The organism is Escherichia sp. WS33 (genome assembly GCF_046486385.1).
Lineage (GTDB): Bacteria > Pseudomonadota > Gammaproteobacteria > Enterobacterales > Enterobacteriaceae > ECMA0423.
This window is the reverse complement of sequence record NZ_JBJQLJ010000016.1, coordinates 63466-85840: the sequence shown is the minus strand read 5'-3', so window position 1 is coordinate 85840 and position 22375 is coordinate 63466. Positions and strand designations below refer to the sequence as shown.

General features: G+C 55.0%; 20 protein-coding genes. 2 read left to right on the top strand and 18 right to left on the bottom strand.

What is annotated here, in order from left to right:
- Positions 1-8: 8 nt before the first annotated feature.
- From eutC to maeB, 15 genes are all read right to left on the bottom strand, one after another.
- Positions 9-896 (bottom strand): ethanolamine ammonia-lyase subunit beta, encoded by an 888-nt coding sequence (gene eutC, locus ACJHXA_RS14480; RefSeq protein ID WP_000372362.1) that lies wholly within the window; start codon positions 894-896, stop codon positions 9-11.
- Positions 897-916: 20 nt separating this feature from the next.
- Complete coding sequence (gene eutB / locus ACJHXA_RS14475) at positions 917-2278, bottom strand: ethanolamine ammonia-lyase subunit alpha (RefSeq protein WP_000769961.1); 1362 nt, start codon at positions 2276-2278, stop codon at positions 917-919.
- Positions 2279-2289: 11 nt separating this feature from the next.
- Positions 2290-3693 (bottom strand): ethanolamine ammonia-lyase reactivating factor EutA, encoded by a 1404-nt coding sequence (gene eutA / locus ACJHXA_RS14470; RefSeq protein WP_001097478.1) that lies wholly within the window; start codon positions 3691-3693, stop codon positions 2290-2292.
- A complete protein-coding gene (eutH, locus tag ACJHXA_RS14465; protein ID WP_000512372.1) occupies positions 3690-4916 on the bottom strand; it encodes an ethanolamine utilization protein EutH in 1227 nt (408 codons plus the stop codon). Before eutH ends, eutA begins: the two co-directional genes overlap by 4 nt.
- 116 nt (positions 4917-5032) lie before the next feature.
- Positions 5033-6220 (bottom strand): ethanolamine utilization ethanol dehydrogenase EutG, encoded by a 1188-nt coding sequence (gene eutG / locus ACJHXA_RS14460; RefSeq protein ID WP_001315777.1) that lies wholly within the window; start codon positions 6218-6220, stop codon positions 5033-5035.
- On the bottom strand, positions 6210-7046 hold the full coding sequence (gene eutJ / locus ACJHXA_RS14455; protein ID WP_000929729.1) for an ethanolamine utilization protein EutJ: 837 nt from the start codon (positions 7044-7046) through the stop codon (positions 6210-6212). Before eutJ ends, eutG begins: the two co-directional genes overlap by 11 nt.
- Positions 7047-7056: 10 nt before the next feature.
- Entirely contained in the window at positions 7057-8460 is a 1404-nt protein-coding gene (locus ACJHXA_RS14450; RefSeq protein ID WP_001075711.1) for an aldehyde dehydrogenase family protein, read from the bottom strand.
- Between the two features lie 11 nt (positions 8461-8471).
- Positions 8472-8759, bottom strand: coding sequence for an ethanolamine utilization microcompartment protein EutN (gene eutN, locus ACJHXA_RS14445; RefSeq protein ID WP_000762196.1), 288 nt, complete (start codon positions 8757-8759; stop codon positions 8472-8474).
- A gap of 106 nt (positions 8760-8865) precedes the next feature.
- Positions 8866-9159, bottom strand: coding sequence for an ethanolamine utilization microcompartment protein EutM (gene eutM / locus ACJHXA_RS14440; protein ID WP_000387713.1), 294 nt, complete (start codon positions 9157-9159; stop codon positions 8866-8868).
- Between the two features lie 38 nt (positions 9160-9197).
- The gene (gene pta, locus ACJHXA_RS14435) at positions 9198-10214 is read right to left on the bottom strand and encodes a phosphate acetyltransferase (protein WP_103262108.1); all 1017 of its coding nucleotides are present in this window, start codon (positions 10212-10214) and stop codon (positions 9198-9200) included.
- Positions 10211-11014: an ethanolamine utilization cob(I)yrinic acid a,c-diamide adenosyltransferase EutT gene (eutT, locus tag ACJHXA_RS14430; protein ID WP_000651298.1), complete on the bottom strand. Its 804-nt coding sequence runs from the start codon at positions 11012-11014 to the stop codon at positions 10211-10213. Before eutT ends, pta begins: the two co-directional genes overlap by 4 nt.
- Positions 11011-11712 (bottom strand): ethanolamine utilization acetate kinase EutQ, encoded by a 702-nt coding sequence (gene eutQ / locus ACJHXA_RS14425; RefSeq protein ID WP_000733906.1) that lies wholly within the window; start codon positions 11710-11712, stop codon positions 11011-11013. The genes eutT and eutQ overlap by 4 nt, the downstream gene beginning before the upstream one ends.
- Positions 11687-12166 carry an ethanolamine utilization acetate kinase EutP gene (gene eutP / locus ACJHXA_RS14420; protein ID WP_000820764.1) on the bottom strand — a complete coding sequence of 160 codons (480 nt, stop codon included), beginning with the start codon at positions 12164-12166 and terminating at the stop codon, positions 11687-11689. The genes eutQ and eutP overlap by 26 nt, the downstream gene beginning before the upstream one ends.
- 12 nt (positions 12167-12178) lie before the next feature.
- On the bottom strand, positions 12179-12514 hold the full coding sequence (gene eutS, locus ACJHXA_RS14415) for an ethanolamine utilization microcompartment protein EutS (RefSeq protein WP_000356956.1): 336 nt from the start codon (positions 12512-12514) through the stop codon (positions 12179-12181).
- Between the two features lie 292 nt (positions 12515-12806).
- A complete protein-coding gene (gene maeB, locus ACJHXA_RS14410) occupies positions 12807-15086 on the bottom strand; it encodes an NADP-dependent oxaloacetate-decarboxylating malate dehydrogenase (protein ID WP_000342642.1) in 2280 nt (759 codons plus the stop codon).
- A gap of 288 nt (positions 15087-15374) precedes the next feature.
- Here maeB and tal point away from each other — a divergent pair, with 288 nt between their 5' ends.
- Both tal and tkt read left to right on the top strand, forming a co-directional pair.
- Complete coding sequence (gene tal, locus ACJHXA_RS14405; protein ID WP_001003709.1) at positions 15375-16325, top strand: transaldolase; 951 nt, start codon at positions 15375-15377, stop codon at positions 16323-16325.
- A 19-nt stretch (positions 16326-16344) separates the two neighbouring features.
- Positions 16345-18348, top strand: coding sequence for a transketolase (tkt, locus tag ACJHXA_RS14400; protein WP_000087257.1), 2004 nt, complete (start codon positions 16345-16347; stop codon positions 18346-18348).
- Between the two features lie 95 nt (positions 18349-18443).
- Here tkt and ACJHXA_RS14395 read toward each other — a convergent pair whose 3' ends face one another.
- From ACJHXA_RS14395 to aegA, 3 genes are all read right to left on the bottom strand, one after another.
- A complete protein-coding gene (locus tag ACJHXA_RS14395; RefSeq protein WP_001270527.1) occupies positions 18444-19487 on the bottom strand; it encodes a DUF1176 domain-containing protein in 1044 nt (347 codons plus the stop codon).
- Positions 19488-19612: 125 nt separating this feature from the next.
- Complete coding sequence (nudK, locus tag ACJHXA_RS14390; protein WP_000193711.1) at positions 19613-20188, bottom strand: GDP-mannose pyrophosphatase NudK; 576 nt, start codon at positions 20186-20188, stop codon at positions 19613-19615.
- Positions 20189-20255: 67 nt separating this feature from the next.
- Positions 20256-22235, bottom strand: a complete 1980-nt coding sequence (aegA, locus tag ACJHXA_RS14385) for a formate-dependent uric acid utilization protein AegA (RefSeq protein WP_001078875.1) — start codon at positions 22233-22235, stop codon at positions 20256-20258.
- Between the last annotated feature and the right edge of the window lie 140 nt (positions 22236-22375).

The following is a 22375-nucleotide window of genomic DNA, read 5'->3' as shown; positions in this document are numbered from 1 at the left end:
ATGCCTCCTTATCGGGTCATGTTGATGCCGGATGCTTTCTGCTCCAGCATACGTTTCGCCAAATCCACAATGACGGCTGCGGCTTCAACCGGCGGCGTGCCGCCCTGGTGAATGTTAGAGATACAGGTGCGATCGGCCTCAACGGTGGTCGCCATACGCGGCGAGTAAACGGCGTAGCAGGAGAGGCTTTCTGACTGCCCTAACCCCGGACGTTCCCCCACCAGCAGGATCACCACTTTCGCGCCGAGGATCTCACCGATCTGATCTTCAATCTTCACGCGACCATAACGAACAAAGAATGGCGTGCCGACTTTCAGCCCGGCCTGTTTCAGGCCCGCCATCAGCGGCGGCAGGATCTCTTCGTAGTTCACGGTGATGGCATCAGTTGACAGGCCATCAGAAATAACGACCTGTACGTCCGGATTAGCAACACACTGTGCTTTCAGCGCTTCAACAGCTTCTGCACACAGGCGGCGGCCCATATCCGGGCGAGTCAGGTAGAGATTTTTGTCGCTAATTTCAGAGCGTACTTCCAGCAAGCCCTGCGCTTTCACCCACTCTTCCGGCACTTCTTTCAGTACGGTATCTTTCGAACGAGAGTGATCGGCCAGGAAACGCAGCAGCGCCTGGGTACGTAGACGCGGACCGGCACGACCGGTACAAACGCGGGCCACGGTGCTGCGGCGCAGTTCTGTTAATACGTCTGCGCGATGCGGGTTTTCAACACCAATCCACGCTTTTGCTTCAGCGGAACCTAAATCCAGCGCACAGCTTTCCGAGGTCACCGGTGCCGCACAGTTGGTGGTGGCGCACTTTGCTTCTGACGGCGCGGGGGCCGTTTGTCCCATTGACGCCATCACGCTGCGTACAATTTCTTCAATCTGTTTTTGATCCATGATGTGTTATCTCCGCGTCATCAGAAGAACAGTGACGGATCGCCCGCCCGTTTGGTCAGGCGACCGTTTGCCATAATGCCCATGCTTTCCAGCCAGCGTTCAAACTCTGGTGACGGGCGCAGGTTGAGTAACTGACGCACAGTGGCGGTATCGTGGAATGCGGTGGTCTGGTAGTTGAGCATGATGTCATCACCCAGCGGCATCCCCATGATGTAGTTGCAGCCTGCGGTGGCGAGCAGGATCATCAGGTTTTCGTTGAGGTTCTGGTCAGCGTCAGCGTGGTTGGTGTAGCAGCAGTCACAGCCCATAGAGATGCCGCTCAGCTTGCCCATAAAGTGATCTTCTAAGCCAGCACGGATAATCTGGCGGTCGTTGTAGAGATACTCCGGCCCAATAAAGCCGACCACGGTGTTGACGATAAACGGATCGTAATGACGCGCCAGCCCATAGTTACGTGCTTCCATCGTCACCTGGTCAGCGCCGAAGTTAGCGCCAGCGGATAGCGCAGAGCCTTGTCCGGTTTCGAAGTAGAGGCAGTTTTCCCCGGCGATACGGTTGAACTCTGCACCCACTGCGCGCGCTTCGTCGAGCATCGCCAGTTCCACGCCAAACTCTTTCAGCCCTTTTTCGCTGCCACAGATACTCTGGAAAATCAGTCCGCCAGGCGCGCCGCGACGAATCGCTTCGATCTGGGTGGTGACGTGCGCCAGTACGCAGCCCTGAGTTGGGATGTTGAATTTGTCGATCACGCCGTAAATGGTGTCCAACACGCGGCTTAAGTTTTCCACGTCGTCAGTCACCGGGTTAACGCCGATCACCGCATCGCCCACCCCGAAGGAAAGCCCTTCGTAGATTTGCGCGGCGATACTTTGCACGTCGTCACGGGTGTCATTTGGCTGCAAACGGGCGCTGAAGGTGCCCGGAATACCAATGGTGGTATTGGCCTTTTTGATTACCGGCATTTTCTTCGCGCCGTAGATCAGGTCCGCGTTGGAGCAAATCTTCGCTACCGCCGCGACCACTTCCGAGGTCAGCCCTTTGCGGGTAAAGGCAATGTCGTCCACGCTGGTTTCATCGCTCAGCACATACTCACGCAGTTCGCTGATGCTCCAGTTTTTAATCTGGTTGTAGGCCGTTTCGTTAACATCGTCCTGAATCAGCCGCGTCACGCAGTCATCTTCATAGGCAATCACCGGATTATTGCGGATGTCCGCTACGGTCATTTCCGACAACACCTGCTTTGCCGCCACGCGCTCCTGTGAGCTTGCCGCTGCAACGCCCGCCAGCACATCCCCCGAACGCAGTTCGTTGGCTTTAGCCAGCACCTCTTTTACATCCTTAAACTGATATACATTGCCGAACAATGTGGTCTTTAGTTTCATAAGTCGTTCCCTCAGGAAGGAAATGCGAGTGATTTCACCGTCACCGGCACAACCGATCCGCCAAAAAGAGGCGTACCAATGTCGATATAGTCCCCCGCGCGGACAATCACTTCGTCAATGACTGCCAACGGGAGTTGTTGTAGCTGTGGGCGCAACAACATGCCCAGAGCTTTACCAAAGTCCTGCCCGGCCACCACCAGCAGGGGATGCGGATTCGGAAAACGCGCGACGAAATCGACCAGCGCGTTGATGACCGTCAGTACCGCGGCGTAACGCACAGGCAGCGAAGCGGGAAGCGCCAGCACGTACGCGTCAGTTTTGGGATCAAGATCCAGCTGAAGCAGCGCCTGTTGCCAGGCACTCACCAGATCCGTTTCATCAATCGGGATCGCCACCGGCAAATTGCGCAGCGGCAGTTGTACGCCCTCCAGCCAGATTGTGCTGCCAGAGAGCGAAAGGGTATGTGCACCCGCGCCAATCACCGTGGCGCGTACGGTTTGCGCCGGAAACTGCACATTCATCTCACGCAGGCGCGGATGGTCATGCAGCGCCGTTGCCAGAAGTGGGCCAATATCGGCAAAACAGAACGGGTCGGCGGGCTGGTGGCGATAACATTCGCCCACGCCTCCAGAAAGCGTAATGATTTCGGGCGTAACACCTGCGGGCAGCAAACCGGTTTGCATCAATGCCTGCGCGAGCGGCGAAAGCGTTCCGTCAATCACTTCGACAATCAGCGCCGCCATCCGCCGGGTAACCTGCACCAGCTGCGCGCCGGTCAGCGAACGGGCGTCAGTGCCTGCACCGAAGCACTCATCCACAATCATCTGCCCCGGTTTATGAGCGTAAACCACGCGCCCCTGGCTGTCGGTTTCCAGCAGGCGACCACCGACGTTGAGACAGGCAGTGCCGCTGATTTTTCCGGCATCGAACAGGGCGTAGTTCGCGGTGCCACCGCCGATGTCGATATTCAGTACCCGACACAGCCGTTGTTCAGAAAGGGTTTGCGCCCCAGCTCCGTGACCGGCGATCACGGATTCGAGGTGCGGCCCGGCGCTGGCAACGACAAAATCCCCCAGCGATTGAGAGAGCGCCATCACCGCCGGGCGAGCATTGCGGGTTTTCGCGCTTTCACCGGTGATGATGATGGCACCAGAATCAACGCTTTCCGGCGCAATACCCGCAGCCTGATATTGCTCGAGTATTAAGGTTTTCAGTTCCGCTTCTTTTAAACCGCCCTGTTTATCGACAGGGGTAAAGAACACCGGACTTTGCCAGCTAATTTCGCGTTTAATGAATTCGTAGCGCGGCACCTGCGACACCGCCGCACGGTTAACCAGCTCCAGGTGGGAGAAAATCACCTGGGTGGTGGTGGTGCCGATATCGATACCGACGCTCAATAGCTGGCGAGTGTTCACGATTGTGCCTCCGCTTCGGTTTTAGTCGCGGTCGCGTCTTCTTTTGGCACCAGCATCATCGCCACGCCAATCGCCGTTACGCCGCCGATCAACTTGCCGACAATCATCGGGAAGATCATGGCGTTCATGTTGGCAGCGGCGAAGCCTAAGTGGTCGCCCAGGGCGAAAGCAGCGGAAACGGCGAAGGCGCAGTTGATGACTTTGCCGCGGGTATCCATCTGCTTCATCATGCCGAACATCGGGATGTTGTTGGCAAGCGTTGCCACCATGCCGGCTGCCGCGATGTTGTTCATATTCAGTACTTTACCGACGCTCATCAGCGGTTTTTCAAACCAGCGAGTCAGCAGCAGCACCATTGGATACGCCCCTAACAGCACGCAGGAGATAGAACCGATAACTTCAATGGCGCGCATCACTTCACCGGGTTTATCGCCAGGGGCCATAAAGATAGGATCCAGACCGGGGATCAGTTCCCAGCCAAGCAGGAATTTCACTACCGCAGCGGCAAGACCGAGGGTGATCAATGCAACGAGGAATTTGGCGAAGATCTGGAAGCCGTTGATCATTTTTTCCGGGATGAATTTCAGCCCCAGCGCCACCAGAATCGCGACAATGATCACCGGGATCATGTTCATCAGGATCAGGGCGAAAGTGAATTCCACCGGCTGACCGTTGATCTGCACACCGGAGTACATAGCAACCAGACCACCAGCAATACAGCCAATCGGAATGGTCACAATGCCCGCCAGCACGCCGAGCGCCAGATAACGACGGTCAGAAGGTTCGATAATGCCGAGCGCCACCGGAATGGAAAACACAATCGTTGGCCCCATCATCGACCCAAGAATTAACCCAGAGTATAGCCACGCTGCTACGTCGCCGCCCGCCAGCTCTTTGGCGAGGAAGAAACCGCCCATATCGCACGCCAGCAGCGTTCCGGCGAACATTGACGGGTTTGCGCCGAGCATTTCGTAAACCGGGATAATTACCGGCCCGAGTACGTGAGCCAGTACCGGTGCCAGCGCGGTCATACCGACCATCGCCAGACCCAGAGCGCCCATTGCCATAAAGCCTTCTTCGAACTGACCGCCTGATCCTTCGATACTTTTACCGAACTTACCGAGGAAACGAGCAGAACCGCCGAACTGCGACAGGATCCTGTCTACGGCAGCTATCAGCATAAAGAACATCATGATGTACATGATGATTTCGTTAATTCCCATCGCCTTTACTCCCTGTTAGTTGTTATTTATTGGCGGATGCGGCGTAAACGCCTTATCCGCCCTACATGTGCAATCCCGAAGGCCGGATCAGACGCGGCAAGCGTCGCATCCGGCATTTATTGCGCCGCTGCGTACAGGCCGACAATCTGCTCCAGGCTGGCGGTACGCGGGTTGCTGCGCAGACAAATATCTTCCTGCGCGGCCTGCGCCCATGCACCGTAATGCGCAGATGTCGCGCCAACATCGCCCAGTCGTTTACCAATCCCAACTTCCGCAATCAGCTCACTTACCGCGTTAATAGCGTCACGATCGTCGGATTTTTTAGTTCGCAGTGCCCGACCAATCTGACTAAACCGTTCGCGACAAACCATCCGGTTAAATTCCATCACCGTTGGCAGCAACATGGCGTTCGCCAGACCGTGTGGAATATGCAGCGCCGCCCCTGGCTGATGCGCCATCGCGTGGCACAACCCAAGCCCCGCACTGGAAAACGCCATTCCCGCCATACATGAAGCCAGTAACATGCTCTCGCGCGCGGCAAGGTCATGACCGTAGCCCACCGCTTTCGGCAGCGATTTGCCAATCATCGCAATGGCACCAATCGCCAGACTGTCGGTAAACGGTGTGGCGTTCAGCGCGCTGTACGCTTCAATGGCATGGGTTAACGCATCAATGCCAGTCATCGCCGTGACATGCGACGGCACACCTTCGGTCAGCGCGGCGTCGAGGATCGCCACATCCGGCATCAGCGAGGCATGGGCTAACACCTGCTTGCGCCCGCTCACCGTGTCGATAATCACCGTTACGTTGGTGGTTTCAGAGCCGGTTCCGGCGGTAGTTGGAATGGCAATCAACGGCAGGCGCGGTTGCAGAACGCTGGTTTCTGACATTTCCGCCAGCGTGCTATCCGGGTTCGTCACCAGCAACGCCACGGCTTTCGCCGCATCCAGCACCGAGCCGCCGCCAAATGCGATCACCCCATCACAGCCTGACTCACGCAACTGCGCCACGGCTGCACACACGTCGGTGATGCACGGTTCGCCCACCGGACATGGCCAGAGCGTCATGGCGATGCCTTTAACAGCCAGGCTGCGCGTCAGCCCGGCGGTCATCCCTGCCTGATGCAAAAAGCTGTCTGCCATCACGAACAGATGTTTCAGCCCACGCGTTTGCGCTTGCTGTCCGCAACTGCTCACCGAGCCCGGACCGCAAAGCGTCACCGGTGGAACGCTAAATGTTTTTACCCGTTGCAGATTCAGGGTATCGAACGCCTGAAAGAGCGCGGTCTGCAATTCATTTTGCATATAGCCCCTCCGCTTTCTCTCGCCCACTACTGGCGATCGCCAGCGGGGTCATAAACAAACTGTGCTGCGGTAAATGCACTTGTAACGCCGGGAATTGTTTGCGAAACAGTTCCGCCACGCCCGGTTGCATACAGGAGCCGCCCGCCAGCCATAAATCAGTAATGCCCTGCCCTTCAATATGCCGGGCGACAATGTCCGCCATTTTTTCGTACACCGGTTTCACCGCAGGCCAAATCTCTTCACCGTGACCGCGCTTGTACTGCTCCGCCTCTTCCAGCGAAATACGGCGATTTCCGGCGAGAGTCAGAGAGATGTGATGTCCGCCGGTGGCTTCATCCGCCGAGTACGTCACTTTGCCCTTTTTCACGATGGCAATGCCGGTAGTGCCGCCGCCGATATCCACTACACCGGCGTTGTCCAGTTGCAGCAGATCCGCGACTGCGGTTGGCTCATCCAGCACATGGCTCACTTCCAGCCCGGCAGATTCCAGCACGTTGATGGAAATACGCGGGTCCGTACCTGGAGGAAATGAAGTCGCCGCATGGCTAAAACGGCGACCGAATTGCTGCTCGAGCGTGTCGAGATGGCGACGAACAATGGTGACAGCGCCGAAGAAATCCCAGACGATGCCGTCGCGGACCACATCGGCCCAGTCGAGGCATACCGCCACCGGCTGACCGTCGCGGTCGACAACCATCGACACCACATCGCAGGTGCCCAGATCCACCCCCAGCCACAGCGGAGATTCCGTCGCGGCAGGCGTCTGGTTACACAGCGTTGCCGCCGTTTGCAGACGTGGGGTGAGCCATTGTTCGTCGTGCGCCATCGGTTACTCCTTAAACAATGCGAAACGCATCGACTAATACACAGCGACGCAGACGGACAAACGTCCGCGCGCTGGTTACCCCTTCACCGGTTGGCGTGGTGATGGTCATGGTGGTCCAGCCTTCCCCGCCCAGCCCCAGCCCGGCAATGCACGGTCCGTTCTTAACGAAAATGCTGGTATCAATAGCATTCGCCATCTGGTTCATGTTTTCGATGTTGCGCGAGTGCATTGCCGCCGTGTGGTGGCAACCGCCTTCCAGTTTCACCGCCAGCGCAATGGCATCCGCCACGTTGGCGACGCGCACGACGGGCAGCACCGGCATCATCAGTTCGGTCACGGCAAACGGATGTTCTGCAGTGGTTTCCACAAACAGCAAACGCGTTTCTTGCGGCACGTTCAGGCCGATTGCCGCCGCGATTTTCGCCGCATCGCGACCAACCCAGTCACGGCTGACGGTGCCTTTTCCGCGCTCGTCGATATTTTTCAGCAACACCGGTTGCAGCTGCTGCGCCTGTTCTGCGGTCAGTTTCACCGCGTGCTGGCCTTCCATCAGACGCATCAGTTCATCGGCTACGCTATCAACAACAATCAGTACCTTTTCGTCGGCACAAATGATGTTGTTATCGAAAGAAGCGCCTTTGACGATGGACTGAGCGGCACGGGCGAGGTCGGCGGTTTCATCCACCACTACCGGCGGGTTGCCAGCGCCTGCGGCAATCAGACGTTTATTGGTGTGTTTACGCGCCGCTTCTACTACCGCTTCGCCGCCGGTCACCACCAGCAGGCCGATACCCGGAAACTTGAACAAGCGTTGCGCGGTTTCGATATCCGGATTTGCCACAGTAACCAGTAAGTTTTCCGGCCCACCTGCGGCAACAATCGCCTGGTTGAGCAGCGTAATCGCCCGCTGGGAGACTTTTTTCGCCGCCGGATGCGGGGCAAAAATGACGCTGTTGCCCGCGGCAATCAGGCTGATGGCGTTATTAATTACGGTTGCCGCCGGGTTAGTGGACGGAGTTACCGAAGCCACCACGCCCCAGGGCGCGTTTTCAATTAAAGTCAGGCCGTTGTCGCCGGTCAGCACCTGCGGAGAGAGACACTCAACGCCTGGCGTGCCGCGCGCCTGAGCGACGTTTTTGGCAAATTTATCTTCAACGCGGCCCATGCCGGTTTCACTGACGGCAAGTTCCGCTAAATCTCTGGCGTGTTTTTCGCCTGCCTCACGAATGGCAGCAATGGCTAACTGGCGCATTGCCACGCTTTTTAACCCTTGCTGGGCGACTTTGGCTGCCGCAACGGCGTCATCCAGGGACGCGAAAACGCCCATCTCATGAACGGCGGCGGACGGCGTGTCACTGCTTTGCATTTTCAGCAGTACCGCTTTCACCACCTGTTCAATATCCTGTTGATTCATGATGTTCTGCCTTATTTGTGGAAAATTACCTGACCGCCAGACACCACCTCATCGACAATGCCAATCACGCACAGATCGACCGGTGACGTTTCGCTTTTATGCGCCTGGCGGGCGGAACTGCCACTCACCAGTAACACCCACTCCCCGGTTCCCGCGCCAATATTGTCGATGGCGACGGCGCATTGCCCGTCAGGATTACCTTGTGGATCAATCATTTCCACCATCAGCAATTTGTCATGCGCCAGTCCGTGATGGCGTACGGTACAAACAATTTGTCCAGTGACGACTGCCAGTTTCATACCCGCCTCCGTGGCGTATTTCAGGTAAAAGCTCCCCCTACCCTCCGCAGAAGGTAAAATGAAAAAGGAGAGAGCGTGACGCCCGAATCGACGTCACACAGGGTGATTACAGGTTGCTGCTATCGCCTTTCAGGCCGATCGGGAAGACTTCTTCCAGGTCGCCGTGCGGACGCGGGATAACGTGTACAGATACCAGCTCGCCGATACGCTGTGCCGCTGCGGCACCTGCATCGGTCGCGGCTTTACAGGCTGCAACATCACCACGAACCATGGCAGTACACAGGCCGCCGCCAATCTGCTTAACACCAACCAGCTTGACGCGCGCAGCTTTCACCATCGCGTCAGAAGCCTCAATCAGTGCAACCAGGCCCCGGGTTTCGATCATTCCTAATGCTTCCATTGTGCTTTCCTCTTTATCAGGGTCCAGAACGGGACCGTTCATTCAACCAGTGTTTGTAAACTGCTTTCGCGGTTCACTTTTGTCTGACGCGGCACAGCTGCCACCTGCGCCAGCTCGATAATTTCCTGCACGCTACAACCACGAGAGAGATCGTGCATCGGCGCGGCAAGTCCTTGTATCAGTGGCCCGACGGCACGATATCCGCCGAGTCGTTGTGCGATTTTGTAACCAATATTTCCGGCTTCCAGCGACGGAAAAACCATCACATTGGCCTTGCCCTGTAGCGGGCTGGCAGGCGCTTTTTGCGCCGCCACTTCCGGCACGAAGGCGGCGTCAAACTGTAACTCGCCATCAACCACCAGCTTTGGTGCGCGCTCACGGACGATTTCTGTCGCCTGCTGGACGTTGGCAACGCAGGGGTGACGGGCGCTACCGTTACTGGAAAACGACAGCATCGCCACGCGCGGCTCTTCTCCGGTGATGGCGCGCCAGGTTTCGGCACTGGCAAGCGCGATATCCGCCAGCTGCGCCGCCGTCGGCTGTGGCACCACGCTGCAATCGGCAAAGCCCAACGCCGGGCCGCTGTACTGTGGCAACATCAGGAAAATGGAAGAGAGCGTTTTACAGCCTGGCTGCAAGCCGATAATGCGTAATCCGGCACGCAGCACATTTGCCGTGGAAGAGAGGTTGCCCGCGATACAGACATCCGCTTTACCGGCGCTGACCATTGCTGCGGCGAACATCAGAGGGTCGGTAAGTTTTTCCAGCGCATCCGGCGGCGTTTTTTCGCCCGCGCGGGCCAGCCAGCGATGAGCAAATTCTTCCCGCATTGCGAGGTTGCCATGCGGATCAATCACCTGTAGCCCGTCCATCGCCACGCCGTGACTGAGCGCAAACTGACGAAGTTCAAACGGATTGGCGACCAGAATGGGCGTTGCCAGACCTTGTTGATGTAAATATTGCGCGGCTTTCAGCACACGTTGGTCTAACGCATCCGGAAAAACCACTCTGGCGGGCGCTCGCAACGCCAGTTCACGACAACGTTCAATAATCATTGCGTTTCCCCCAGTCGTTGTTGGATCTGCTTCACCGTTAGCGGCTGCTTCGTTACGCTCAGGATCATCATCACGTAGACCGTGCTCGAAAGGCGGTTCAGCGCCTGCAAAATGTCCGGGCGTAATACTTCAAAGCTGCGGGTGATAAACACCTGCGCCGCTACGGTTTCGGTTTCCCGCACTTTGGTACGTAGCAGATTGAGCAACGCCGCATCGCGCCCGTGGCTGGCTTCCGGCACCAGATGATCGTGGTCGAGATAGCGCAGCGGCTGATGAGAAAGCCGATGCAGATCTTCGTCAGAAAGCCCGACAATCGCCTGGCAGCCCAGCGGTTCCCCCAGCGCATCGGCGCGCATAATGTTGCCAAGACGCGAACGGATATCCGCTAGCCACGGCTGCCACGGTTCCGCCAGTTCAATTTGCAGCCACACTGCCAGCGCAATGGTGCTGTCGAGAACCGCGCGAAAACCCAGACGCGGATCGCTTTTGGCGACCATTTTTTCCGCCGACAGGTGAGTCAGCGTATCCGGCTTTTTTGCCACCGGCTGGCGACACAGTTCGCAGCACGCCTGCGGATGTTCATCGCTACTGGTCAGCCCATGAACGGGCTGCGGCTGCTGCTGTTCATCGTCAACAAACAGGCGGCCCTGCTCGTCAATAAACTTGATGCGCAGATGGCGGCTTTCCAGCAACTCCCGGGCAGAGGGCGTCAGGCGACTGTCCGCAGGGAGATGGATCTCTGCGCCTTCGCTGAGCGTATGGTTCGCTCTTAGCCATGCTTCGGTGATGAAATCTTTCATAGGGATTGCCAGTTAGCCGGCCAGGCGACATACAGGAATTTCACGCTGGATGTCGTACCAAATTCGATGCTGGAGCCTTTCGGGATAAACATCACGTCGCCTGCTTTGGCGATCATGGTTTGGCCTTCGTGGCGAACATGCAGCTCCCCTTCCAGCACCATGTCGATTTCGTCGTAGTTCAGGGTCCACGGGAAGAATGCGTTCTCCCACTGCATAAAACCGGCGGCCATGCTGCTGCCGTCGTCTCCGGTCACAAGATCAGTCAAGCCCACGCAATGCGGCTCTGCGCCGTCGAAACGACCAAACTTGACGCTACTGCCATCAATCACTTTGATGCCGCCTTTGCCGGTCACCGATTTGAAGCTCGGCTGCATTGCGCCCTGCTCCAGCGACTGTTTTTCCTTCATCACTTTTTCCATCAGCTGTGCGACCAGGCTTTCGGTAAACTGGCCTTCCGGCAGCTGGGCAATGATGGTTTCGCGGATGCGCTGGCTTTCGGTTTTGTCGGCTGGCACGCTGGCGGGCACGGACGCCGTTACCGGGATCGATTCATCACATTCGGTGATGGTAAAACCCAGTAGATCCGCCACTTCACGGGCTTCCGGGGTAATAATGCTGGCGCGCAGAACCACGGACATTGCCTGTTCGCCGCGCGCGTGTGCTTCACGAATATCATTCGCTGTGATGAGTTTTTTCACCTGCTTCCTCCTGTTTGGTGAGAGATGCCAGATAATCCACCAGTTGCTGCACGCTTTGCGGGTCGTGGCTGTTTAGCTCGAAAATCGGCTCTTCGAAACCCGTCTCAAGCAATAACTTTCGCGTTGCGGCGACGTCAGCATCTGGCATGTCCGTTTTACTGATGACGGCGATTTGCCGTTTGCTGACGCCAATATCCAGCAACCCGGCAGGCAACCGACTTTCCGGGTCATTTGCGCCATGGACATAGATCAGCATGTCTACATCCTGTAGCGTGGTAATTAAGGCGTGATACCAGCGGGGATGGCTAAAATATTCACCCGGCGTATCAATATCGCCCTTATCATTAAATTCCACGGCCTGTGTTTTTCTGGCGAGGGTATAATTCCCCTGCAACGCATTAAATAACGTTGTTTTTCCTGCCCCGACGCTACCCACAAACGCAATTCGTTTCATGAATGCCTCGTATTAACTTTTGGTCATTTCACAAAGCGTATAATTTAATAAGCGACCTAAACCGCTGACGGTTTGTGATAACGCTTCTTCTACTGCGCCCACCGAGCCATAAATCACCAATGCACCGCTGAAGCGGTCGAGAAAACCGATATGCACATCAGCGGCTTTCAGCGCTAAATCACCGGCGATCATCGCCGTTTCGCCGGGAGTTAGCGTCATAATGCCAATTGCGCCCGCATCCGGAACGCCGATTTTCTTCGCCAGTTCCTCACCGGGATGCGCGATGAGATGCGCCAGTGTGACCTGTTTGCCGGGCACAAATTCCTGAATGATGCGTTCTTTATCCATGAGTCGCCGCCTGTGAAAAACTTTCGTGTATCGTGACAATTTTTCGTCAGAGTAAATAACAAAATTCGGCAAGCGCGTTTAAAAGGTGAGGTAGATCACTAAGAATGGAGAGATATTCGCTGTGGTGCATAAACTTTCATATGCAACGCATGAATATAAATAAAATAATATCGAGATATTATATAGACTGCTTTTTTTATTATTCGCAAACTCAGTAATAAGCTTTACTAATATATTGCAGCCAAACCGCTTACCCTGAATATTCAGGGTAAGCGTGAGAGTTAAAAAAGAATTACAGCGGTTGGGTTTGCGCTTCAACCACGGCCAGCGCCACCATGTTGACGATACGACGCACCGATGCGATCGGCGTTAACACGTGAACCGGTTTCGCCACGCCCATCAGCACCGGACCGACAGTCACACCTTCCGAGCTGGAAACGCGCAGTAAGTTGTAACTAATGCGGGCAGCTTCCATGTTCGGCATCACCAGAATATTGGCAGAACCTTTCAAAGGGCTGTCCGGCATACGGTCGTTGCGAATCGCTTCCACCAGCGCTGCATCGCCGTGCATTTCACCATCAATCATCAGATCTGGCGCACGATCCCTGACCAGTTCCAGCGCCTGACGCATTTTGCTCGACGACGGGCAGTCAGAAGAACCAAAGTTGGAGTGCGACAACAGAGCAACGCGCGGCTCAATACCAAAACGACGGACAGTTTCTGCCGCCATCAAGGTGATCTCCGCCAGCTCTTCTGCGTCTGGTTCGTCATTGACGTAGGTATCGGCAATAAAGGTGTTACCACTCGGCAGCAGCAGCGCGTTCATTGCACCTGCGGTGTGAACGCCATCGCGATAACCAAAGACATTTTTCACCACGCTAAAATGTTCATGATAATCGCCCACCGTACCGCAGATCATTGCATCGGCTTCCCCACGCTGAACCATGATCGCGCCGATCACTGTCGGGTTACTGATCAGCGCCCGCTGCGCCTGTTCCTGAGTGACACCGCGACGCTTCATGATCTGGAAGTATTCGGTCCAGTACTCTTTAAAGCGCGGATCGGATTCGTTATTGACGATCTCAAAATCAACGCCCGCTTTGATCTGCAAGCCCAGTTTCTGAATGCGCATTTCGATCACGTTCGGACGACCGATAAGGATCGGTTTCGCCAGTCCCAGCGTTACCAGTTCCTGAGTGGCATGCAGAACGCGCGCCTCTTCCCCTTCCGGCAGAACTACGCGCTTCGGCGCTTTGCGAGCCTGGGAGAAAATCGGCTTCATAAACAGGTTGGTTTTGTAAACGAACTCAGTCAGCTTGTCGATGTAGACGTCGAAATCAGCAATCGGACGCGTCGCCACGCCCGACTCCATCGCCGCTTTCGCCACCGCAGGAGCGATCTTAACGATCAAGCGCGGATCAAACGGTTTTGGAATGATGTATTCCGGACCAAAGCTCAGATCCTGATCGCCATACGCTGAAGCCACCACTTCGCTCTGTTCGGCGTGGGCCAGTTCTGCAATCGCGCGTACCGCCGCCAGTTTCATCTCTTCGTTGATGGCGGTTGCGCCAACGTCCAGCGCGCCACGGAAGATGAACGGGAAGCAAAGGACGTTGTTGACCTGGTTTGGATAGTCAGAACGACCGGTGCAGATGATGGCATCCGGACGCACTTCTTTCGCCAGCGGCGGCAGAATTTCCGGTTCCGGGTTCGCCAGCGCCAGGATCATTGGCGCACGAGCCATTTTCTTCACCATTTCCTGGGTCAGCACTTTCGGGCCGGAACATCCGAGGAAAATATCCGCGCCTTCAATCACATCATCGAGGGTACGTTTGCCGTCATCCACCACCGCATATGCGGCTTTGGTTTCCGCCATGTTTGGCTCACGGCCCTGATAGATAACGCCTTTTGAATCGCAAACCACGATGTTATGTTTTTGCAGACCCAGCGCTACCAGCAGGTTCATACAGGCGATTGCTGCGGCACCCGCGCCGGAAACCACCATCCGCACGTCGGAGATGTTTTTCTCCACCACGCGCAAGCCGTTGAGGATGGCGGCAGTGCTGATGATTGCCGTGCCGTGCTGATCGTCGTGGAATACCGGAATATTCATCCGCTCGCGCAGTTTCTGTTCAATATAGAAACATTCTGGCGCTTTAATGTCTTCGAGGTTGATTCCGCCGAAGGTCGGTTCGAGCGCAGCGACAACTTCAATAAATTTGTCCGGGTCGAGTTCATCAACTTCAATGTCAAATACATCAATCCCGGCGAATTTCTTAAACAGAACGCCCTTGCCTTCCATCACCGGTTTGCCAGCCAGCGCGCCAATGTTGCCTAACCCCAGCACCGCCGTACCGTTAGAGATCACCGCCACCAGGTTACCGCGCGCGGTATATTTGTAGGCTTTTAACGGGTCTTTTTCGATTTCAAGACAAGGTGCGGCAACGCCTGGTGAGTAGGCCAGCGCCAGATCGCGCTGCGTTGCCAGAGGCTTGGTTGGAGAAACCTGGATTTTCCCTGGAACTGGAAATTCATGGAAATCAAGTGCACTTTGTTTTAACTGGTCATCCATTTGGTTGTTCCTTTCACGTAACGTTCACAAATAAAGTGTGTGGGCAACAGCCCCTGCCCACAACGTGGCGCACATTATTACCCTGCCGGAGTCTACAGACTTTGAGCAAGTCCAAACTCTCACCATTAATATAATGTTTTGGTAATAATCCTATAACACTGATGTTACCTGCTTAATCCAGCAATACCATGCCTGTCTGCTATGCTTTTTTGATGCGTTTAGCGAAATTTCTCAGAAGTGTGAATTAACGCACTCATCTAACACTTTACTTTTCAAGGAGTATTTCCTATGAACGAGTTAGACGGCATCAAACAGTTCACCACTGTCGTGGCAGACAGCGGCGATATTGAGTCCATTCGCCATTATCATCCCCAGGATGCCACCACCAATCCTTCGCTGTTACTCAAGGCTGCCGGATTATCACAATATGAGCATTTAATAGACGATGCTATCGCCTGGGGTAAAAAAAATGGCAAGACCCAGGAACAACAGGTGGTCGCAGCGTGTGACAAACTGGCGGTCAATTTCGGTGCTGAAATCCTCAAAATCGTACCCGGTCGCGTGTCAACAGAAGTTGATGCACGCCTCTCTTTTGATAAAGAAAAGAGTATTGAGAAGGCGCGCCATCTGGTGGACTTGTATCAGCAACAAGGCGTTGAGAAATCACGCATTTTGATCAAACTGGCTTCGACCTGGGAAGGAATTCGCGCGGCCGAAGAGCTGGAAAAAGAAGGTATTAACTGCAACCTGACGCTGCTGTTTTCTTTTGCCCAGGCGCGGGCCTGTGCAGAAGCGGGCGTTTTTCTGATTTCGCCGTTTGTCGGGCGTATTTATGACTGGTATCAGGCACGCAAGCCGATGGACCCGTATGTGGTGGAAGAAGATCCGGGCGTTAAATCGGTGCGCAATATCTACGACTACTATAAGCAACACCACTATGAAACCATTGTGATGGGCGCGAGCTTCCGTCGCACCGAACAAATCCTCGCCTTAACCGGCTGCGATCGACTGACTATCGCACCGAATTTGCTGAAGGAGCTGCAGGAAAAAGTTTCGCCAGTGGTACGTAAATTAATCCCACCTTCTCAGACGTTCCCACGCCCAGCTCCCATGAGCGAAGCGGAGTTCCGTTGGGAGCACAATCAGGATGCGATGGCGGTAGAAAAACTGTCTGAAGGCATTCGTCTGTTCGCTGTTGATCAACGCAAACTGGAAGATCTTCTTGCCGCCAAACTATAAACCAGCCACGGAGTGTTATATGTCCCGAAAAGACCTTGCCAATGCGATTCGCGCACTCAGTATGGATGCGGTACAAAAAGCCAATTCTGGTCATCCCGGCGCGCCGATGGGCATGGCTGATATTGCCGAAGTGCTGTGGAACGATTTTCTTAAACATAACCCTACCGACCCAACCTGGTATGATCGCGACCGCTTTATTCTTTCCAACGGTCACGCGTCGATGCTGCTCTACAGTTTGCTACATCTGACCGGTTACGACCTGCCGCTGGAAGAACTGAAGAACTTCCGTCAGTTGCATTCGAAAACCCCAGGCCACCCGGAGATTGGCTATACGGCAGGCGTTGAAACCACCACCGGCCCGCTTGGACAAGGTTTGGCGAACGCCGTCGGGCTGGCGATAGCGGAACGTACATTGGCGGCGCAGTTTAACCAGCCAGACCATGAGATCGTCGATCACTTCACCTATGTGTTTATGGGCGACGGCTGCCTGATGGAAGGTATTTCCCACGAAGTCTGTTCGCTGGCAGGCACGCTGGGACTGGGCAAGCTGATTGGTTTTTACGATCACAACGGTATTTCCATCGACGGTGAAACAGAAGGCTGGTTTACCGACGATACGGCAAAACGTTTTGAAGCCTATCACTGGCATGTGATCCATGAAATCGACGGTCACGATCCGCAGGCGGTGAAGGAAGCGATCCTTGAAGCGCAAAGCGTGAAAGATAAGCCGTCGCTGATTATCTGCCGTACGGTGATTGGCTTTGGTTCGCCGAATAAAGCAGGTAAGGAAGAGGCGCACGGCGCACCACTGGGGGAAGAAGAAGTGGCGCTGGCACGGCAAAAACTGGGCTGGCACCATCCGCCATTTGAGATCCCTAAAAAGATTTATCACGCCTGGGATGCCCGTGAAAAAGGCGAAAAAGCGCAGCAGAGCTGGAATGAGAAGTTTGCCGCCTATAAAAAGGCTCATCCGCAACTGGCAGAAGAGTTTACCCGACGGATGAGCGGTGGTTTACCGAAGGACTGGGAGAAAACGACTCAGAAATATATCAATGAGTTACAGGCAAATCCGGCGAAAATCGCTACCCGTAAGGCTTCGCAAAATACGCTTAACGCTTACGGGCCGATGCTGCCTGAGTTGCTCGGCGGTTCGGCGGATCTGGCTCCCAGCAACCTGACCATCTGGAAAGGTTCTGTTTCGCTGAAGGAAGATCCAGCGGGCAACTACATTCACTACGGGGTGCGTGAATTTGGCATGACCGCTATCGCCAACGGCATCGCGCACCACGGCGGCTTTGTGCCGTATACCGCGACGTTCCTGATGTTTGTTGAATACGCCCGTAACGCCGCGCGGATGGCGGCACTGATGAAAGCGCGGCAGATTATGGTTTATACCCACGACTCAATTGGCCTGGGCGAAGATGGTCCGACGCACCAGGCTGTTGAGCAACTGGCCAGCCTGCGCTTAACGCCAAATTTCAGCACCTGGCGACCGTGCGATCAGGTGGAAGCGGCGGTGGGCTGGAAGCTGGCGGTTGAGCGCCACAACGGACCGACGGCACTGATCCTCTCAAGGCAGAATCTGGCCCAGGTGGAACGTACGCCGGATCAGGTTAAAGAGATTGCTCGTGGCGGTTATGTGCTGAAAGACAGCGGCGGTAAGCCAGATATTATTTTGATTGCCACCGGTTCAGAGATGGAAATTACCCTGCAAGCGGCAGAGAAATTAGCAGGAGAAGGTCGCAATGTACGCGTAGTTTCCCTGCCCTCGACCGATATTTTCGACGCCCAGGATGAGGAATATCGGGAGTCGGTGTTGCCTTCTAACGTTGCGGCTCGCGTGGCGGTGGAAGCAGGTATTGCCGATTACTGGTACAAGTATGTTGGTCTGAAAGGGGCAATTGTCGGGATGACGGGTTACGGGGAATCTGCTCCGGCGGATAAGCTGTTCCCGTTCTTTGGCTTTACCGCCGAGAATATTGTGGCAAAAGCGCATAAGGTGCTGGGAGTGAAAGGTGCCTGATGGTGATCGCCGGATGCTGATTGCCGGATGCGACGCTGACGCGTCTTATCCGGCCTACAGCGTCTTATCCGGCCTACATGTCCCCGCAATTTTGTTTAACGGGTGATCCACAACGTGGGCCAGGCGTCTGGCCCATGCCAGTTATCGCAGGTGGGTTCTGCGGCATAACGCACCAGGCGAAAACGCTGACCGTCAAAGCGCCAGCGCGCCTGAATGCCACAATCGCTTAATCCGCGCCCTTTCGCTAAGGTCACCAGTTCACGCGATTTCTCATCAAATGTTGCGTTCATCAGTTCCAGTTCATTCGTCTCCTGACCGTTGTTGAACGGCAAACGCAACCGAACCGGGCGCGAGGCTAGTGGCTTTTTACGCGACACAATCCATGCCAAATCAATGGTGTTATAGGCCCCTGCCTCACAGCTAATCATCATCAGCGCTTTATCATCAGTCAGCGCAGTGACATTCGCCTCACGACGTAACGGATCAAGCGAGCAGCGCAGACCATTCATCCGCCAGTTTCCATAATCCAGCAAAACGTTGCGTTCTTCGAGTGAGAGTGGCGTCGGCGTTGGGTTAACCACCGCGACCTCTTTCAGCGCAGGCGCGGGCGGTACGCTGAGCGGCGGTTCGTCCCCTTTCTTGATCCACGCGGTTTCACTGCCAACGCGCTTTTGCTGAGCATCAATAAACAACAACGCCGCTTTTAAGCCACTCAGAGAAATGGTCTGATTGCCGTCGCGTAAGGTGATCGCCTTCCCTTCCTGAATCATCTGCAAAAACGCGGTGATGGTTGCCGTATCATCGGTTACTAATAACCATGGTGAAATCCGCCACTTGTCACCACTTAACGCCAACGGCTCACCATCTAACAGCAGCCGTGGCGCTATCTCTCCTTCAGACGCATCCGGCGACTTCAACCCGCCGCGCTCAATACGTAAAACGGCATCGGTATGCGCCCCGGCGCTGCGGCTCAGGGTCATCACCAGTCCATTATGATCGCCCGTATTGCGCGCCACGCAGAAGTTTTGGTTATTACAGGTGACCTGCCAGTCGGAAAACGCCCGTTGCGCTGGTGCCGCCCACACCAAAGACGTCGGCAACAAAGCGAAAAAAAAGAGAAGGAAAATGCGATAGCGCATGGACGGTACGACCCCAGAAGTTCAAACAAACAGCACAAGTCGTATCTTCGTTGCGCAGGTAGCGCGGCTCAATCAGATTTGTCGGATTGAGCCAATAATAAACAACGAAATATTATTGTTATTTTTCAGTCCATTAAATGTGACGTTTGCAAATAGTTAAGCAATAACACCGTCTTACCGTCACGTATCTCGCCGGTTTTGATCATCTCCAGCGCCTGGCTGAACGGCAGCTCGAGCACTTCAATATCTTCATCTTCAACACCGCCACCGGCGTTAGCGCGCTGATTGTCACTGTATTCGGCGATAAAAAAGTGGATTAGCTCAGTCACACCGCCAGGCGACATATACAGTTCAAATAATTTGCGCACTTCGCCCACTTCATAGCCCGTCTCTTCAATCGCTTCTTTACGAATGCACACTTCCGGTTCGTCGTTATCCAGCAGCCCGGCGCAGGTTTCAATCAGCTGCCCGCTTTCATTGCCATTAACCCAGGTAGCGACACGGAACTGACGAATCAGAACCACGGTCTTTTTCTTCGCGTTGTACAGGAGGATCGTCGCACCATTACCGCGATCGTAAACTTCACGTTTATGGCGGATAACTTCGCCATCTTTGCGCGTGAGATCGTAAGTAATGTTGTGCAGGGTGAAATAGTTATCGGAGAGAATTTTGTCTTTAATGAGGGTGATTTGTTGCGTCATACCGACTCCACAGCGCGAAATGAACAATTATATTACGCTGTGAAGTCGGGTTTGTCTGCGCAGGCTATCAGTGAGATTTGACTGATTTTACCCCCAGCCAGTCAATAATCCCCTGTGCCGCATGACGTCCTTCTGCCATTGCGGTAACCACCAGATCCGCACCACGCACGGCGTCGCCACCGGCGAAGATTTTCGGATTGGTGGTCTGGTAACGGTACTGGCTTTCCACATCCGCGATGATGCGGCCCCATTTGTCTACCGTTACACCGTGCGACTCCAGCCACGGCATCCCGTGTGGATTGAAGCCAAACGCCATAATCACCGCATCGGCTGGCATGACAAATTCACTGCCCTCAATCGGTACAGGTCGCCGACGCCCCTGGGCATCCGGCTCGCCAAGACGCGTGCGCAGGAAACGAATCCCGCAGACGTGACCTTGTTCATTCAGCTCAAGCGCCACCGGCTGGACGTTAAATTCGAAGTTGGCCCCCTCTTCGCGGGCGTTCCTCACCTCTTTCTTCGAGCCTGGCATGTTAGCTTCATCACGACGATAAGCGCAGGTGACGTTACTCGCGCCGTGGCGCAGCGCAGTACGCACACAGTCCATCGCGGTGTCGCCGCCGCCCAGTACCACGACGTTAAGTCCGGCGGTATTGATAAACGGCTCTTCCGGTAGCTCTTCGAGCCCCATCACCTGTTTAGTGTTGGCAATGAGGAACGGCAGCGCGTCATAAACGCCCGGCGCATCTTCATTGGGTAAACCCGCTTTCATGGAACGGTAAGTGCCTACGCCAACGAAGACCGCGTCGTATTGTTCCAAAAGCGAATCCAAAGAGACATCTTTACCCACTTCACAATTGAGTTCGAAGTGAATCCCCATCGCGCTGAAGATTTCCCGACGGCGTGCCAGCAGGGATTTATCCAGTTTGAAAGAAGGAATGCCGAAAGTGAGCAAGCCACCGATTTCTGGATGGCGATCGTACACCGTCACCGCCACGCCATTGCGGGTCAGAACATCCGCACAGGCCAGCCCTGCCGGACCTGCCCCGATAATCGCCACCCGCTTGTCCACTTTGGTGACATGACTTAAGTCAGGACGCCAACCTTTCGCCAACGCCTGATCTGAAATATAGCGTTCAATGTTGCCGATAGTTACCGCGCCGTGCTCATCGCGAATAGTACAGGCACCTTCACACAAACGGTCTTGCGGACAAACGCGTCCGGTAATTTCCGGCAGGGTGTTGGTCTGGTGAGAAAGCTCGACGGCGGCGTCGATGTTTCCGGCTTTCACCAGTTCAATCCACTGCGGTATATGGTTATGCAGCGGGCAGGTCCATTCACAAACGCTGTGCTCGCCGCACTTAAGGCAGCGCGAGGCTTCCCGTTGTGCCTGGTCGGCGCGAAATGGCAGATAAATTTCATCAAAACCGGTTTTGCGCGCTTCAATCGCCAGTTTATCCGGCTCGCCACGCGCGGGCGTTGCCTGCATTTGTTCGACTTTACTCATTACCGGCATTTCTTGCGCCGCGGTACTGGCATGCCACGGTTGATGTTCCTGACGCGCGGTGCGCAAGCGGCGGGATTTCGCCATGCCGGAGAGTGCGACGTCAGTGACCAGTTGCAGCGCGTCCGCCGGGCAATTCTCAACACAGGCAGGACCGTTTTCGCGCCCCGCACAAAGGTCGCATTTATGCGCCGTGGCTTTTACTTTTCCTGCCGCGACGGGTGTCAGGACGATTTGCATCGTACCAAAAGGACAGGCCACCACGCAGGATTTACAGCCAATACACTTTTGCTGATTGACCTGAATGCTGTCATCAACGTGGCTGATTGCGCCATTAGGGCAGCTACGGGCGCAGGGCGCATCTTCACAATGGTGACAGGTCACTGCACTACGTTGCTGTTGATGTTTGATAACCGTAATTCGGGGATGAAAATGGTGTTGGCTCAGGACATGTTGCTCATCATTGTGAGCCATGACACAGGCGATTTCACAAGCATGACAACCCAGACATTGCTGACTGTTGGCCATAATAAAACGATTCATAACGACCTTCTTTTTTGGTTGTAAAAACCTTATTCTTTATATGAGTGTTGTTATTACCCGACTTACAGGGGAATCGGCAATGTTCATGTGCCCAGAATAAGTAACTATTTCGCTATAAACTGTGGCAGATCAAATAATCC